At 71.1% G+C, this 15,128-nt stretch carries 11 protein-coding genes; 5 read left to right on the top strand and 6 right to left on the bottom strand.

Going from position 1 to position 15,128, the window contains the following annotated elements:
• Positions 1-69 precede the first annotated feature (69 nt).
• The 3 genes from ASG63_RS08740 (at position 70) to ASG63_RS08730 (ending at position 4,391) form a co-directional block, all read left to right on the top strand.
• On the top strand, positions 70-2,247 hold the full coding sequence (locus tag ASG63_RS08740) for a protein-disulfide reductase DsbD family protein (RefSeq protein ID WP_056214513.1): 2,178 nt from the start codon (positions 70-72) through the stop codon (positions 2,245-2,247).
• A 155-nt stretch (positions 2,248-2,402) separates the two neighbouring features.
• Entirely contained in the window at positions 2,403-3,635 is a 1,233-nt protein-coding gene (locus tag ASG63_RS08735; protein ID WP_056214508.1) for an MFS transporter, read from the top strand.
• Between the two features lie 177 nt (positions 3,636-3,812).
• A complete protein-coding gene (locus ASG63_RS08730; protein WP_056214504.1) occupies positions 3,813-4,391 on the top strand; it encodes a hypothetical protein in 579 nt (192 codons plus the stop codon).
• Positions 4,392-4,415: 24 nt separating this feature from the next.
• On the opposite strand, the gene tolB is transcribed toward ASG63_RS08730, so the two are convergent.
• The 4 genes from tolB to tolQ all read right to left on the bottom strand — a co-directional run bounded on the left by tolB (position 4,416) and on the right by tolQ (position 8,497).
• On the bottom strand, positions 4,416-5,735 hold the full coding sequence (gene tolB / locus ASG63_RS08725) for a Tol-Pal system beta propeller repeat protein TolB (protein WP_056214500.1): 1,320 nt from the start codon (positions 5,733-5,735) through the stop codon (positions 4,416-4,418).
• 165 nt (positions 5,736-5,900) lie between these two features.
• Positions 5,901-7,295: a cell envelope integrity protein TolA gene (gene tolA, locus ASG63_RS08720; protein WP_056214498.1), complete on the bottom strand. Its 1,395-nt coding sequence runs from the start codon at positions 7,293-7,295 to the stop codon at positions 5,901-5,903.
• A gap of 11 nt (positions 7,296-7,306) precedes the next feature.
• The gene (locus tag ASG63_RS08715; RefSeq protein ID WP_056214495.1) at positions 7,307-7,753 is read right to left on the bottom strand and encodes an ExbD/TolR family protein; all 447 of its coding nucleotides are present in this window, start codon (positions 7,751-7,753) and stop codon (positions 7,307-7,309) included.
• Positions 7,754-7,780: 27 nt separating this feature from the next.
• Positions 7,781-8,497, bottom strand: coding sequence for a protein TolQ (tolQ, locus tag ASG63_RS08710; protein ID WP_056214491.1), 717 nt, complete (start codon positions 8,495-8,497; stop codon positions 7,781-7,783).
• 394 nt (positions 8,498-8,891) lie between these two features.
• Between tolQ and ASG63_RS08705 the strand changes: the two genes are divergently transcribed.
• On the top strand, positions 8,892-10,145 hold the full coding sequence (locus ASG63_RS08705) for a methyl-accepting chemotaxis protein (RefSeq protein ID WP_200957537.1): 1,254 nt from the start codon (positions 8,892-8,894) through the stop codon (positions 10,143-10,145).
• 51 nt (positions 10,146-10,196) lie between these two features.
• On the opposite strand, the gene ybgC is transcribed toward ASG63_RS08705, so the two are convergent.
• On the bottom strand, positions 10,197-10,643 hold the full coding sequence (gene ybgC, locus ASG63_RS08700; protein WP_056214484.1) for a tol-pal system-associated acyl-CoA thioesterase: 447 nt from the start codon (positions 10,641-10,643) through the stop codon (positions 10,197-10,199).
• Positions 10,644-10,986: 343 nt separating this feature from the next.
• On the opposite strand from ybgC, the gene ASG63_RS08695 reads away from it, so the two are divergent.
• The gene (locus tag ASG63_RS08695) at positions 10,987-13,740 is read left to right on the top strand and encodes a bifunctional diguanylate cyclase/phosphodiesterase (RefSeq protein ID WP_056214479.1); all 2,754 of its coding nucleotides are present in this window, start codon (positions 10,987-10,989) and stop codon (positions 13,738-13,740) included.
• Between the two features lie 123 nt (positions 13,741-13,863).
• On the opposite strand, the gene ruvB is transcribed toward ASG63_RS08695, so the two are convergent.
• On the bottom strand, positions 13,864-14,865 hold the full coding sequence (gene ruvB, locus ASG63_RS08690; protein ID WP_056215338.1) for a Holliday junction branch migration DNA helicase RuvB: 1,002 nt from the start codon (positions 14,863-14,865) through the stop codon (positions 13,864-13,866).
• Between the last annotated feature and the right edge of the window lie 263 nt (positions 14,866-15,128).

Genomic DNA, 15,128 nt, shown 5'->3' with positions numbered 1-15,128 from the left:
CGGCTTCGGGATTTTGCGCTCCGGCCGAACGGACGTAACCTGCCCGCCTCCATCTCCGAACAGGATTCTATGATCCGGCTTCTCGCCCTGGCGCTCGCGCTGTTCGGCCTCGCTCTGCCCATCGCCTCCGCGCAGGGCTTCAAGGTGCCGGCCGACCTCGTGAAGGCGAGCCTCGTCGGGGAGCCCGCCGCGATCCGGCCGGGCGAGCCCTTCACGGTGGGGATCCGCCTGGTGATGCGGCCGCACTGGCACGTCTACTGGCGCAATCCCGGCGATTCCGGCCTGGCTCCGGAGGTCGCCTGGACGCTGCCGCCCGGGTTCTCGGCGGGGCCGATCCAGTGGCCGAGCCCGAGCCGCATCCCGGTCGCCCACCTGATGAACTACGGCTACGAGGACGAGGCCGTCCTCCTGGCGCAGGTGACCCCGCCGGCCACGCTGGCCTCGGCCAAGCCGGTGACGCTCCAGGCCAAGCTGACCTACCTCGTCTGCGAGCGCGAATGCGTGCCGGGCTCGGCCGAGCTGCGCCTGACCCTGCCGGTGGCGCAGACCGGCACCAGCACCGGCGTCGCGCCCGGATCGATGATGCTGTTCGAGGCCGCCCGCGCGGCCCTGCCCGCGCCCGCCCCCTGGCCGGTGCGCTACGGCGCCGAGAACGGGCGTCTGCAGGTGCACCTCGCCGCGCCGGCCGGGCTCGCGGCGTCCGACGTCGCCTATTTCCCCTATGCGGAGACCGCCATCGAGAACGCGGCGCCCCAAGAGGCGCGCAGCGACGCGGATGGGCTGCACATCGACTTGGCCCGCGGCGACACCTCCGCAGCGGCCCCCGCGACCCTGCCGGGGGTGCTGACCTTCGCGGAGGCGACGCCGGACGGACCCGTGCGCCGCGCCTACGCCGTCGGGGAGGCCCCGGACGTCACCGCCGTCGCGACGGCCTCGGCCGCGACCACGAACGCGGCGATGGCGCCCACACCCGCGCAGGCCCCGGCCGAGAGCCTGACCCTCTGGAGCGCGGCCGGCCTCGCCTTCCTGGGCGGCCTCCTCCTCAACCTGATGCCCTGCGTCTTCCCGGTCCTGTCCATCAAGGTCCTGAGCCTCGTGCGGCATTCCGGCGAGCCGGCGGGCCGGGTCCGGCTGCACGGCCTCGCCTACACGGCGGGCGTGCTCGCGTCCTTCCTGGCCCTCGCCGGCCTGCTGATCGCCCTGAAGGGGGCCGGCGCCGGCATCGGCTGGGGCTTCCAGCTGCAATCGCCCCTGGTGGTGGCGGGCCTCGCCTACCTGCTGCTCGCCATGGGACTCAGCCTGTCGGGCGTCGTCCATCTCGGCGCCGGCATCGCGGGCCTCGGGGACGGCCTGACCCGGCGGGCCGGCCTGGAAGGCTCGTTCTTCACCGGAATCCTCGCCACCGTGGTGGCCACCCCCTGCACCGCCCCCTTCATGGGCTCGGCGGTGGGCTTCGCCCTGACCCAGGAGGCCGGCGTGAGCCTCGCGGTCTTCGCGAGCCTCGGCCTCGGCCTCGCCCTGCCCTTCCTCGCGCTGACGATCTGGCCCGCGGCCCTGCGGCGGCTGCCCCGCCCCGGCGCCTGGATGGACACCCTGAAGGGGGCGCTGGCCTTCCCGATCTACGCCACCGTGGCCTGGCTGGTCTGGGTGCTGTCGCAGCAGGTGGGCTCGGCCGGGCTCCTCGCCGCCCTGGTCGGCCTCGTCCTCGTGGGCCTCGCCGCCTGGGCCTGGGAGCGCGGGCACGGGGCCGGCCCGGCCGGCACCTGGGTCGCGCGCGGCACCGCCGTGGCGGCGCTCGCCGCCCTCGCGATCCTCACCCTCGGCCTCGACCGGGACCGGGCGGGGGCCGACGCCGCGCAGGCCGATGGTAGCGCCTTCACCCAGGCGCGCCTCGACGGGCTCCTGGCCCAGGGCAAGCCGGTCTTCGTGAACATGACGGCGGCCTGGTGCATCACCTGCCAGGTGAACGAGCGCGTGGCCCTGCGCGCCGAGGCGGTCCAGGCCGGGCTGAAGGCGCGGGGCATCACCGCCCTCAAGGGCGACTGGACCAACCAGAACCCCGAGATCACCCGCCTGCTGGAGCGCCACGGCCGCAGCGGCGTCCCGCTCTACCTCCTCTACGCCGGTGCGGGCGAGCCCACGGTCCTGCCCCAGATCCTCACGCCCGGCCTGGTGCTGGAGGCCCTGCAGGCGGTGCCCCTCGCGGCCGCGGACCGGAGTGCGGCCCTGACCGAAGTGCGGCCCTGACCGAAGTGCGACCCTGACCGAAGTGCGGCGCTGACGAAGGTCTCCGCCGGCGGGCCGGTCGCGCCGCGGACGGTCGAGCCCCGCGGCTGCACGGTTCAGTCCGCCCCGTCATCCTTGCGCTTGACGCGCAAACCGCCCTGCCCCAGCACGGCCGCATGAGCACCGATGCCGCGCCGCGCTGGGACGTCTTCCGCAACGGCGATTTCCGCCTCTTCGGAGCGGCCCGCTTCCTCACCGGCCTCGCCTTCCAGATGCAGGCGGTGGCGGTGGGGTGGTTCGTCTACGACATCACCCGCTCGGCCCTGGCCCTGGGCCTCGTGGGCCTGGCGAGCTTCCTGCCCGCCATGCTGTCGGCCCTGGTGACGGGCCACGTCGCCGACACCTACGACCGCCGCCGCGTGGCGGCCCTGGCCTACGCGACCCTTGCGTCAGCGGATCTCGGCCTGCTCCTGGCGGCCTGGCTCGGCACCACGACCCTGTGGCCGATCTACGGGCTCGTCGTCGTGATCGGCACCTGTCGCGCCTTCGCCAACCCGGCCCTGCAGGCCCTGCTGCCGACCCTGGTGCCCCGCCCCCTGTTCGGCTCGGCCATCGCCTGGAACGCCTCGCTCTGGCAGAGCGCCTCGATCCTCGGCCCGGCCACCGGCGGCTTCCTCTACGCCCTCGGACCAGCGGTGGTCTTCGGGGCGGCCGCCGTGAGCTTCGCGCTCGCCAGCGCCCTCATCCTGGCGATCCGGTTCCGGCCCGCCCCCATCGCCGAGCGCCCGCCCGTGACCTGGGAGACCCTCTCGGCCGGCCTGACCTACATCCGCACGCATCCGGTGGTGCTCGGCGCCATCAGCCTCGACCTCGTGGCGGTGCTCCTCGGGGGCGCCACCGCCCTCCTGCCGATCTTCGCGGCGGAAGTGCTGCATGTGGGCCCCCTCGGCCTCGGCGTCCTGCGCAGCATGCCGGCGGCCGGCGCCGTGCTCACCGCGATCGCCCTCGCCTACCGGCCGCTGCAGCGCCGGGCCGGCCTGCGCATGCTCCAGGCCGTGGGGATCTTCGGCCTCGCCACGGTGGGCTTCGGCCTCTCGACCTCCCTGCCCCTCTCCATGGCCTGCCTGTTCGTCACGGGGGCGGCCGACATGATCAGCGTGTTCGTGCGCCAGACCTTCGTGCAGGGCGAGACGCCCGATTCCATGCGCGGCCGGGTCTCGGCAGTGAACTCGGTCTTCATCGGCGCCTCGAACGAACTCGGCGAGTTCGAATCCGGCACCCTGGCGGCCCTGATCGGGGCCGTCCCGGCCGTGGTGGCGGGCGGCCTCGCCACCCTCCTCGTCGCGGCGCTCTGGGGCCGGGTGTTTCCCGCGCTGCGGGCCCGGGACCGGCTCGTGCCGGCGGAATGAAGGGCGGATTTATCCCTTAGCCGCCCGATTCGCTGCACACCAGGGATAAAGCCTGCGTAAACAGTGCCTTACACGATGTCTCGGAGCCCCGTTGCCGATCCATCGCGCCGGCACGGCCGAGCTTTTCGACATGACAGCGGCCTGCACGCAGGCGTAGAAATCCTGCAGGAGGCTGCAATGGCTGACATCAAGGTGGTTGCCGGAAATTGCGGAAGAGGCAGAGGCACCTATGAGTCGGGCGTTCTGACCAGCCCGGACGGTATCGAGCGCTCCGTCGAGAGCATCCTCGCCGTCGAGGCGCACGGAGAAATCGCGGGCAACCGGAACTGGGGCGGGCAACTTCTCGAAGGTCTGAAGGGAAGTCTCGCCCTCGCATCGAACATCGATCTGAGCGGCACGGCGCTGCTCGCCGCGACCGCCCTGACCTCGGTGTCGGCCGAGGAATCCCAACCTCAGACGCTGCTGGAAATCACGTTCCAGGACGCAGGCCTGCTGATCGCCCTGGCCGACCCGCGGCTTCCGGCGCTGATCAGCAACGATCGGGAAGTACTGCGACGGGGGTTCGCTCGGGCCTCACAGCGGATGACCCAGACGGTCGACGGACCGGGACACGCGGATTCGTCCCTGGCGACGACAGCGAGCGAGGCAGCTCAGGCGGCAGTCGGTGCCGTTCAGGCCGTGACCGGCGCCGCCGGCGCATCGCTGAGCTCGGCTTTCAGCTTCGTGCGCCGAACCACGGGCTACGAGCGCGGCTGACACGGCCGCCGCGCGCGTCCCGTCCTACTTCCCCGACAGCAGCGGCGACCAGGTCGGGTCCGAGGCGTAGGACGGGGTCGGGACCGGCTGCTCCACCTTGCCGGTGATGTCGACCATGTAGAGCTTGCCGCCGCCCTGGCCGCCCGGATCGCGGAAGAACAGCACGTACTGGCCGTTCGGCGCGAAGGTCGGGCCCTCGTTGTGGAAGCCTTCCGTGAGCACGCGCTCGCCCGTTCCGTCCGGCTTCATCACGCAGATGGCGAAGCCGCCCTTGCGCTGGCGCGTGAAGGCGATGAGGTCGCCGCGCGGCGACCAGGCCGGCTGCGAGGCGGAGCCCTCGCCGAAGGAGAGGCGGGTGGGCGTCCCCCCCGAGGCGCTCATGACGTAGATCTGCTGCGAGCCGCCGCGATCGGACTCGAACACGATCTGGCTGCCGTCGGGCGAGAAGGTCGGCGAGGTGTCGATGGCATTGCCGTTGGTGACCGGCGTCTGCGCCTTCGAGGCGAGGTCCATGATGACGATGTCGGCGTTGCCGCCCTCCTGGACGCTCATCACGAGACGACGGCCGTCGGGGGAGAAGCGCGGGCTGGTGCTCATCGAGCCGGACTTGCCGAGGGCCTGCCGGCTGCCGGTCTCGAGGTTGATGACCTGGATGCGCGGCTGCTGGCCGGTGGTCTGGGTCATGAAGGCGATGTCCTGGGTCGCCGGCGAGTAGCGCGGCGCGACCACGGCGTTGTCGCCATTGGTGAGCGCCCGCACGTTGGCGCCGTCCTGGTCCATCACCATCAGGCGCTTGCGCCGGTTTTCCTTCGAGCCGGACTCGTCCACGAAGGCGATGCGGCTGTCGAACCAGGGGCCGAGGCCGGTGATCTTGGTGTAGACCGCGTCCGAGATGAGGTGGCCGGTGCGGCGCGCATTGGCCGGATCGGTGCCGTATTGCTGGCCGGTCATCTGCTGGCCCGAGGTGACGTCCCAGAGGCGGAACTCGACCTTGAGCTTGCCCGAGGCGTCACGGGCCACCCGCCCGGTGATCAGGGCCTGAACGCCCGCCGCCTTCCACTTCTCGAAACCCGGGACCGCATCGAAGCCCGGGGCCTCGGGGAACTTCGCTTTCTCGACGGGCGTGAAGTAGCCCGACCGGCGCAGGTTGTTCGTGACCACGCTGGAGACGAGGAGGCCCAGGCTCGGATCCCCCGAGAAATCCGTGACCGCGATCGGCATCGGCTGGAACGACCCGCCGCCGATGCGCAGGTTGAGCTGCGCCGCAGCCGGGTTCAGGCCGCACAGGACGAGGGCCAGGAGGGCGAGGAGCGACGTCAGGCCCTTGGGAAGACTGGGATGCATGATCGATTCCGTGGTCGTGGGAATGCGAGGATCGTCGATGTGGTCGGAGGGGAGCGTGGCTGCGGATCTGCGCCTGTCCTGGCGGATCGGGCCGAGGGCTTGCCTCGACCCCCGTGAACGCCGGGCATCCGCACGCTTCGACGCGGTCACGCTCCGACGGGCCTATCACACCCGCGAGAACTCGAACTCCGCGTTGATGGCTTTCCAGTCGTTGTAATACGGCGCGTACTGGGCCGGGATCTTGTAGGGCGCGCAGCGACGCACGGCGCGCTGAGCCGCCTCGGCGATCGACCGATCGACCGCGTTGGCGCCGCCCCGCATGATGCGCGGTTCGGAGGTCAGCGTGCCGTCCGGATTGAGCCGGATGTCGAGCATCGGCAGCACCACGCCTTGGGTGGCACCGGGCGGCGCCACGTAGCAGCGCTCGATCTGCTGCTGGAGCATGCCCACGAGGGCATCGCGCAGGGAGGGCGACAGGCGCTGGGCGTTGCCGGAGGCCGCGCCCAGGGATGCGGTGCGCTGCACCTCGCGGCCGGTGGCGCCGGTGGATTGCGAGGGCGCCTTCGAGGCGAGGAGCGAACGGATGTCGCCCGCGCTGAACTTGTCGGCGAGTTCGGCCTGCTTCTTGGCCTTCGCTTCCCCATCCGCCTTCGCCTTGGCGTCGGCCATCGCCTTGGCCTTCGCCTTGGCGGCGGCCTCGGCCTTGGCCTTCGCGGCGGCCTCGGCCTTGGCCTCGGCGTCCGCCTCCGCCTTGGCTTTCGCCTCCGCGACCGCCTTCGCCTTGGCCTCGGCTTCCTTCTCGGCCTTCGCCTCGGCGTCGGCCTTCGCCTTGGCCTCTGCCCGTGCTTTGCGGGCCGCCTCCGCCTTCGCCTCGGCCTTCGCAGCCTCGACCTTGGCGGCGGCTTCGGCCTTGGCCTCGGCTTCCGCCTCCTGCTTCTCGATGAGTTCGGCGAGTTGCTCGCGCTTGACGGCCTCGGCCTTGGCCTTCGCGGCGGCGGCTGCCTTGGCTTCGGCCGCCGCGGCTTTGGCCTCGGCAGCGGCGGCAGCCTTCGCCTCGGCAGCGGCGGCAGCCTTCGCCTCGGCGGCGGCGGCGGCCTTGGCTTCGGCGGCGGCCGCAGCCTTCGCGGCGTCCGCCTTCGCGGCCTTTTCCGCCGCTTCGGCCTTGGCCGCTTCCGCCTTGGCGGCTTCGGCCTTGGCGTCCTGCGGATCGGGCTCGCTGGAGCGCAGCGGCATCTCTTCGGCGCTCGCCACCTTCATGTCGGCGGGGCGCTTCGGCGGGGCCGGGGCATCGACCTTGGCGTTCTCGGGCTCGCGCTCCTCGAACTTTTCGGCGACGCGGTCGGCACGCGGCTTGGCGTTGGGCTGGGGCGCATCGGCGTTGCGCTCGCCCTTGGTCAGTTCCGAATATTGCTGCTCGGTCATCACCTCGACGGGCACGCCCTCCTGCGCGTCCGGTAGGGCGGGCGCCGCCACCGAGAGCAGGGCGACCGTCAGCAGGCCGACATGCGTCGCCGCCGAGACCCAGACGCCCGGTTCACTGCGCTTGAAGGGAATCCGCACCGCCGGGCCCGCTACTTCTGGTCCGGCTCGGTGACCAGGGCGACCTTCTTGAAGCCGCCGCCGGTCACGATCGCCATCACCTGGGCGACGCGGCCATAATCGACCCGCTTGTCGCCACGCACGAACACGCGCTCCTCGAAGCCGGCCTTCGAGCTCTCGGTGAGCTTCGGGACGATGGTGTCGTCGGAGAGTTCGCTCTCCCCGAGGAAGACCTGGCCCGACTGCCGGATCGACAGGGTCACGGGCTTGGTGTCGGAATTGAGCGGGCTCGCCTTGGATTGCGGCAGGTCGAGGGGCACGCCCACCGTCATCATCGGCGCCGCGACCATGAAGACGATCAGCAGCACGAGCACGACGTCGATGAACGGCGTCATGTTGATCTCGTTGATGGCCGCGTGCCGGCGTCCCCGCCGACGCCGTCCGCCGCCACCCTGCGCTGCTCCGTGGGCCATGCCCATGATCGTTCCTCGGGTGTGGGGGTGGGGTCAGGCGACGAGCGAGAGGCGCTCGTCGATCTGCCGCGAGAGGATGGCGGAGAACTCGTCGGCGAAGCCTTCGAGGCGCGACTGGTTCTTGGCCACCGTGGACTGCAGCTTGTTGTAGGCGAGCACCGCCGGAATGGCGGCGAACAGGCCGATGGCGGTGGCGAACAGCGCCTCGGCGATGCCCGGCGCCACCACGGCCAGCGAGGTGTTCTTGGAGGCGGCGATCGACGTGAAGGCGGTCATGATGCCCCAGACCGTGCCGAACAGGCCGATATAGGGACCGGCCGACCCGATGGAGGCGAGGAAGAGCAGGCGCGACTCGAGGCGCTCGACCTCGCGCTGGATCGTCACGTCCAGCACCTTGTCGATGCGCTGGGACAGGCTCTGGATCTGGCGCCCGGAGCCCTCGAAGGAGCGCTTCCACTCGCGCATCGCGGCCACGAACAGGGCGCCCTGCCCCACCGGCTGCCGGTCGTTGAACGAGCGATAGAGCTCCTCCAGGGAGCGGCCGGACCAGAAGGCCTCCTCGAAGGCGTCCATCTCAGCCTTGGTGCGGCGGAACAGGAGGGTCTTGTCGACGATGATCGACCAGCACCAGATCGAGGCCCCGATCAGCCCGAGCATCACGATCTTGACGACGAAATGCGCCTGCAGGAACAGGCCGAGCAGGGTCATGTCGGGGGCCGGCATCGCCTGCATGGCATCGGCTGGGTTCATGACATGATCCTCGAAAAACCCCGCGCGGAGCCGTCACGGAACCGGTGGTCCGTCCTGCGCGCTTCAACCGGAACTTTGAGCGATTTCAAGGCTCAATGGCCCGCGAATCTGTCGAAAGTATGAGCCGGCCGTGTGCAGTGCACCCGTCCGGCCCGAGGGCAGTTAAGCACCCGGCAGGGTTAACATTCCCTTGCGGCCCGCGCGGGCGGAGCCCCGGAGGGGGCCGAGGGATCGGGATGTCCGCCGCGCGTCCTCGGCGAAGGCCGCCGGAGAACAACATTTGTCCAGAGGCTGAACACGAACGGCTCAACTGCGCTTTAACGAAATTTTAAGCATCATCACAGATAAAACTAGATCATTGCTATCGAAGACCGAATTCCGGCGGGTCGCTACGATGAAAACCCAGAGAACGATACTGGACGCATGGCGCCGCCCCCACGCCGAGAACCGGGCCAAGGTCTCGCCGCAGATGGATCTGGAAGCGGTCCTCGATGCGCTGCCGGTCAACGTGCTCGTCGTCGATCCCGTGAGCGCGAACATCACGTTCGCCAACCGGCGCAGCATCGAGACCATGCACGCGCTGCGGCGAGACCTGCCCCAGGACGTCGATCCCGACCGCATGGTCGGAACCTCGATGGATGTGTTTCACAAGACCCCCCAGCACCAGCGCAGCATCGTGGCGGACCCGTCGCGCCTGCCCTGGCACACGAAGATCCGCCTCGGCCCCAAGACGCTCGACCTGCATGTCTCGGCGGTGATGGCGCAGGGCGCCTACATCGCCGCCGTCCTGTCCTGGGCCGACGTGACACCGTTCGCCGACGCGATCACGGCCTTCGACGGGGCCATCCGGGCGGCCCTCGACGGCGCCGGCGGTGCCACCGACACCCTGCGCCACGCGGCCAACCAGGTCCTGGAGAAGACGGGCGAAACCTCCGCGGCCGCCGCGACGGCGTCGCGCGGCGCGTCCGGCACCTCTGCCAACGTCCGGACGGTGGCCCGCGCCGTCGAGGAACTCAACACCGCCAATGCCGAGATCACGCAGCAGATGGACCGCTCCCGCTCCGTGACGGGCGAGGCGGTGGAGGAGGCCCGCGAGGCGGTGACGCGCGTGCGCGCCCTCACCGAGAATTCCGGCCATATCGGCCAGGTCGTCGGGATGATCGGGCAGATCGCCAGCCAGACCAACCTCCTCGCCCTCAACGCGACCATCGAGGCGGCCCGCGCCGGGCCGGCCGGACGCGGCTTCGCCGTCGTGGCCAGCGAGGTCAAGGAGCTCGCGGCCCAGACCGCCCGGGCGACGGACGACGTGTCCCGTCAGGTCGCGATGATCCAGGCCGCGACGACGTCCACGGCCTCCACCATCGAGCGCATCGCCGGCATCATCGGGAGGATCGACGAGAGCGCCATCTCCATCGGCTCGGCCGTCGAGGAGCAGTCGGCCACCGCCACCGAGATCCGCCGCAGCGTCGAGGAGGCCTCGGGCCGGACCGAGACGGTGAGTTCCAGCGTCGCCGCCGTCGCCACGAGCGCGACGGATTCGGCCGACGCGGCCCAGAGCATGCTGCGCGCGACCGCGGATCTCAATCGCGAGATCGAGGCGGTGGCGGGCGCGGTCAAGCTCTTCCTGGGCGAAGTCCGCAAGATCTGACGCGGACGCGGCCACCTCCGGGCGCGGGACCGGACGTCGGCACAGGCCCCGCTACGATGACCGGGGCGTGGGATCGGGGTCGTCGCGCTCCGGGGACAGGAGCCGCCGCAGGCTGTCGGGCAGGCGGATCGCGCGACCGTCGCGCACGCAGGCGACGACGACCTCGGCCTTCACCAGCACCGCGCCGTCCCGCCGGACCTCCTGGGCGAGGTGCATCGAGGCGCCCTTCATCGCGGTCGTCCAGGTCCGGACCTCGAGGAGGTCGTCCATCCGCGCCGGCTTGGCATAGTCGATCACCATGCGGCGCACGACGAAGTGCAGGCCGGCCGCGTCCCGGTGCAGGTCGGACTGGTCGCCCGCGAGCCCGCGCAGGAGTTCGGTGCGTCCCCGCTCCATGAAACGCAGGTAGCTCGCGTGGTAGACGAAGCCCGAGAAGTCGGTGTCCTCGTAATAGACGCGCACCGCGAGGGCGTGCACGCCGGGTTCGGGCTGGGTCAACGTGGCGGCTCCCGGATTCGTGATGAACGCCCCCCCCGCGGCCCGCAGACCGCCCGCCGAGGCCTCCGCGACGGGGTGCGCAGCGTCCGCGAGCGATGGGCCGCTCTAGCAGATTCCGAGGGGCGAGCAACGCGGTCCCGCGGGAGGCCGCGCGTCGACGGCACGGGTTTCGGCGCGGGCGGAGCAAAGATTCCGCCGGAAAGCACGGACGGAAAATTAAGGCGTTCCCACGTTGATCCACCGGAAGGCGCTGGAGCGCCGAGCACTTGGCGCCCCCCGGGAAGCAACGCCGAGTCGCTCCGGGGCGATGTCTGTGCCGCCGTGGCGGTACAAGGATAGGAACATGCTTACGGCCAGCGTTCGGAAGCGATCGGCTCATCTGATCGCCCTGGCGAAAACCCTTCACGCCGGCTCCATCGTGCTGCTCGCATCCGCGGGTGGCGTTCTCGGCCTGGCGATCGCCGCGGGGGCGGGGCTCTTCATCGCGGACCTGCACGGCCGGGCCGTCGCCGATACCGAGCAGAACCTCGTCAGCCTCGCCACCGTCCTGGCGGACCAGGCCGACCGGGCCCTGCAGGCGATCGAGCTCGTGCAGGACGCCCTCATCGACGAGATCCGCGCCGCCGAGATCGCCACGCCCGCGGCCTTCGCGGCCCAGGTCTCGACGCGCGCCATGCACGAGTCCCTGCGCGCCCGCACGGCGGCCCTGCCCCAGGTCAACGCCGTCACGGTGGTCGATCACACCGGGACCCTGCGCAACTTCACCCGGTTCTGGCCCATCCCGGACGTCAACATCGCCGACCGGGCCTACTTCAAGGCTCTGGCCTCGGACCCGCTGCTCCAGCGCTTCGTCAGCGAGCCGGTGCAGAACCGCGGCAACGGAACCTGGACCCTGTACATCGCCCGCAAGATCTCCGCCCCGGACGGGACGTTCCTCGGGCTCGTGCTCGGCGCGGTCGAGCTGGAGTACTTCGCCGGCCTCTACGGCCAGATCGCGCCACAGCCCGATTACGTGATCTCGCTGTTCCGCACCGACGGCGTGCTGCTGGTGCGCCATCCGCACCGGGACAACGCGATCGGACGCGGGTACACCACGACCGGGGCCGCCCTGATCGCCCTGCAGAACAAGGCCGGCGGCGTCACCCGGACCGTCAGCCCGATCGACCAGCAGGACCGGCTCATCGCGACCCGGGCCCTCTCGACCTATCCGGCGACCCTGAGCGTCAGCCGCACCACCGCGGCGGCCCTGGCGCCCTGGCGCCGCCAGGCCACGGTGCTGGGCGCGGCCGCCGGCCTCCTCGACCTCGGGCTCGTCGGGCTCTTCGTGCTCGGCCGGCGCCAGGCCGGCGGCCAGGAACGGCTCCTGCGCGCGGAGGAGCGGGCCCGCAGCGAGCACGCGCTGCGCACGCAATATGCCCGCTTCGGGGTCGCCCTCGACACCATGACCCAAGGGCTCTGCCTGTTCGACCAGGACAACCGGCTGATCGTGATGAACGCGCGCTACGTCGCGCTGCACGGCGTCCCGCCGGACCTGCGCCAGCCCGGCACGACGCTGGCGGCCATCCGGTCCTATCTCACGGCGAGCAACGGCGATCGCGCTCCGCCCTGGCCCGCCCCGGAGGAGGCCGCGCGATCGCCGGCCTCCTTCACCTGGGATCTCGCCGATGGGCGAGCCATCGCCGTCAAGCACGTTCCGATCCGGGGCGGCTGGCAATGCACGCACGAGGACGTCACGGAGCGCCGCCGGAGCGAGGCGCAGATCGTCCGGATGGCGCGCCACGATGCGCTGACCGGATTGCCCAACCGGGCCTTCCTGCGCGAGCACATGGCGGGCGTGCTCGCCGGCCGCGGCGGCAGGCGGACGGCGGTGCTCTACCTCGACCTCGACGGCTTCAAGGGGGTCAACGACACCCTGGGTCATCCGGCCGGGGATGCCCTCCTGTGCCTGGCGGGGCAGCGCCTGCGGGAATGCCTGCGCCCGTCCGATTTCGTCGCGCGCCTGGGGGGCGACGAGTTCGCCATCGTGCAGTCCGGGATCGTCGCGCCCGGGGAGGCGGCCGATCTCGCCGCGCGCCTCGTCGCGATGCTCCAGATGCCCTTCGCGGTCCAGGACCGGGAGATCGTCATCGGCACCAGCATCGGCATCGCCCTCGTGGAGCCGACGGACACCGAGAGCGACGCCGTCCTGCGCCGTGCCGACGTGGCCCTGTACCAGGCCAAGGCGGCGGGTCGGGGCACCTGGCGCTTCTTCGAGACCGACATGGACGTGGACATCCAGCGCCGGCACCAGCTCGGGACCGAGCTGCGGCGCGCCCTGGCGGCCGGGCAGTTCGAGCTGCACTACCAGCCCCTCGTCGCGGCCGGGACCCGGACCCTCAAGGGCTTCGAGGCGCTGCTGCGCTGGCGCCATCCCCAGGAAGGCCTGATCGGTCCGGCGACCTTCATTCCCCTGGCCGAGGAGATGGGCCTGATCCGGTCGATCGGCGCCTGGGTCCTCGCCCAGGCCTGCCGCGACGCGGCGACCTGGCCGGACACGCTCACGATCGCCGTCAACCTCTCCTCCGTGCAGTTCCTCCGCGGCGACCTCGTCGAGGACGTGACGCGGGCGCTGATCGGCGCCGGACTCGTGGCGAGCCGGCTGGAACTGGAGATCACCGAATCCGTGCTCCTGCGCGACCACGCCGACACCTTCCGGATCCTGCATCGCCTGAAGAGCCTCGGTGTCCGGATCGCGATGGACGATTTCGGCACGGGCTATTCGAGCGTCAGCTACCTGCGCCGGTTTCCCTTCGACACGCTCAAGATCGATCAGTCCTTCGTCCGCACCCTCGGGCAGGACGGGGGCGCCATCGCCATCGTCCGGGCCCTGGTGGGCCTCGGCAAGGCCTGCAACATGGGCGTCGTCGCCGAGGGCGTCGAGACGGCCGAGCAGGCCGCCCTCCTCGAGGCGGAAGGCTGCGACGCGCTGCAGGGCTTCCTCTTCAGTCGGGCCCGGCCGGCGCCCGACCTCACGGACATCCTGACCCGCCGGACCTTCGCCCTGCCGGATCGCGCGGACGCGCGGTCCGACCGGACGCACCAGCGCGACGCGGCCTGATACGGGGTCCGCTCGAGCGAAGCGGGCCCGGATCGGCAAGCCCGCGCGGCGCTCGAGCGAAGCCCAAATCCGCCATCCCGTAGGGATCGGAAGGATTTGGTACGTTCCCCGGCCGCACGCCGTTCAGGCGTCCGGGTCGCCGGCGTTGAACAGGCCGAACTGCCCGCTCGGTTCGCGCCGGGGCTCGGGAAAGCCCATGTGGCGGAAGGCGTGGGGCGTGAGCATGCGCCCGCGCGGGGTGCGCTGGACGAACCCCTTCTGGATCAGGAACGGCTCGATGATGTCCTCGATCGCGTCGCGGGGCTCCGACAGCGCGGCCGCGATGGTCTCGATCCCGACCGGCCCGCCGTTGAAGGAGCTCGCGATCATCGTCAGGTACTTGCGGTCCATCACGTCGAGGCCCGCCGGATCGACGTCGAGGAGTTGCAGCGCCCGGTCGGCGATGGCGCGAGTCACCGTGGGCGCATCGGCCACGATGGCGAAGTCGCGCACCCGGCGCAGCAGCCGCCCGGCGATGCGGGGCGTCCCCCGGGCGCGCTTGGCGATCTCGTTGGCGCCCTCCGGCGACATGCCGAGGCCGAGCACCCGGGCGCCCCGGCTGACGATGAGCTCGAGCTCGTCGACGTCGTAGAATTCCAGCCGGATCGGAATGCCGAACCGGTCGCGCAGGGGCGTGGTCAGCAGGCCGGCGCGGGTGGTGGCCCCGACCAGGGTGAACTTGGGCAGCTCGATCTTCACCGAGCGGGCGGCCGGCCCCTCGCCGATGATGAGGTCGAGCTGGTAATCCTCCATCGCCGGATAGAGGATCTCCTCCACCGCCGGATTGAGGCGGTGGATCTCGTCGATGAAGAGCACGTCGCGCTCTTCCAGGTTCGTCAGCTGGGCGGCGAGGTCGCCCGCCTTGGCGATGACCGGGCCGGAGGTGGAGCGGAAGTTCACCCCGAGTTCGCGGGCGACGATCTGCGCCAGCGTCGTCTTGCCGAGGCCGGGCGGCCCGACGAACAGCACGTGGTCCAGGGCCGAACCGGTCTTCTTGGCCGACTCGATGAAGATGCTCATGTTGGCGCGCGCCGCCCGCTGTCCGATGAATTCGGACAGGCTCAAGGGCCGGATCGACTGCTCCAGGTCGTCCTCGCGCCGCTCGGGCGTGAGGAGCGATTCGGGAAGCGGATGGAGGGTCGGCGATTTGGGCGCCGATGCCTTCGAGGTGGGTCTCGCAGGTTTGCTCACACGGATTCTCGGTGGGGGCCGGGGCCAGCGTCCATCATCTGTTCTCCTGGCGGATGTCGCATAACGGCGCCGTTCGCGCTACATTCCCGTCGCGGCGCAGGGTGTGTGGGGCGCTGGTTCGTCGCAGCCGGAGAGCTTCCCGTGGGCGGTGCGTCGCA

Source organism: Methylobacterium sp. Leaf94 (assembly GCF_001426045.1).
Taxonomy (GTDB): Bacteria; Pseudomonadota; Alphaproteobacteria; order Rhizobiales; family Beijerinckiaceae; genus Methylobacterium.
Note: the sequence above shows the minus strand (reverse complement) of the source record. Positions and strands in the feature narration are given on the sequence as shown.

Bases quoted from the DNA above. Each gene is read 5' to 3' on its own strand.
- ASG63_RS08705 (WP_200957537.1), top strand. From the start codon at position 8,892: ATGAAAACCCAGAGAACGATACTGGACGCATGGCGCCGCCCCCACGCC.
- tolQ (WP_056214491.1), bottom strand. From the start codon at position 8,497: ATGAACCCAGCCGATGCCATGCAGGCGATGCCGGCCCCCGACATGACC.
- ASG63_RS08695 (WP_056214479.1), top strand. From the start codon at position 10,987: ATGCTTACGGCCAGCGTTCGGAAGCGATCGGCTCATCTGATCGCCCTG.
- ASG63_RS08740 (WP_056214513.1), top strand. From the start codon at position 70: ATGATCCGGCTTCTCGCCCTGGCGCTCGCGCTGTTCGGCCTCGCTCTG.
- ASG63_RS08715 (WP_056214495.1), bottom strand. From the start codon at position 7,753: ATGGGCATGGCCCACGGAGCAGCGCAGGGTGGCGGCGGACGGCGTCGG.
- tolB (WP_056214500.1), bottom strand. From the start codon at position 5,735: ATGCATCCCAGTCTTCCCAAGGGCCTGACGTCGCTCCTCGCCCTCCTG.
- ASG63_RS08735 (WP_056214508.1), top strand. From the start codon at position 2,403: ATGAGCACCGATGCCGCGCCGCGCTGGGACGTCTTCCGCAACGGCGAT.
- ASG63_RS08730 (WP_056214504.1), top strand. From the start codon at position 3,813: ATGGCTGACATCAAGGTGGTTGCCGGAAATTGCGGAAGAGGCAGAGGC.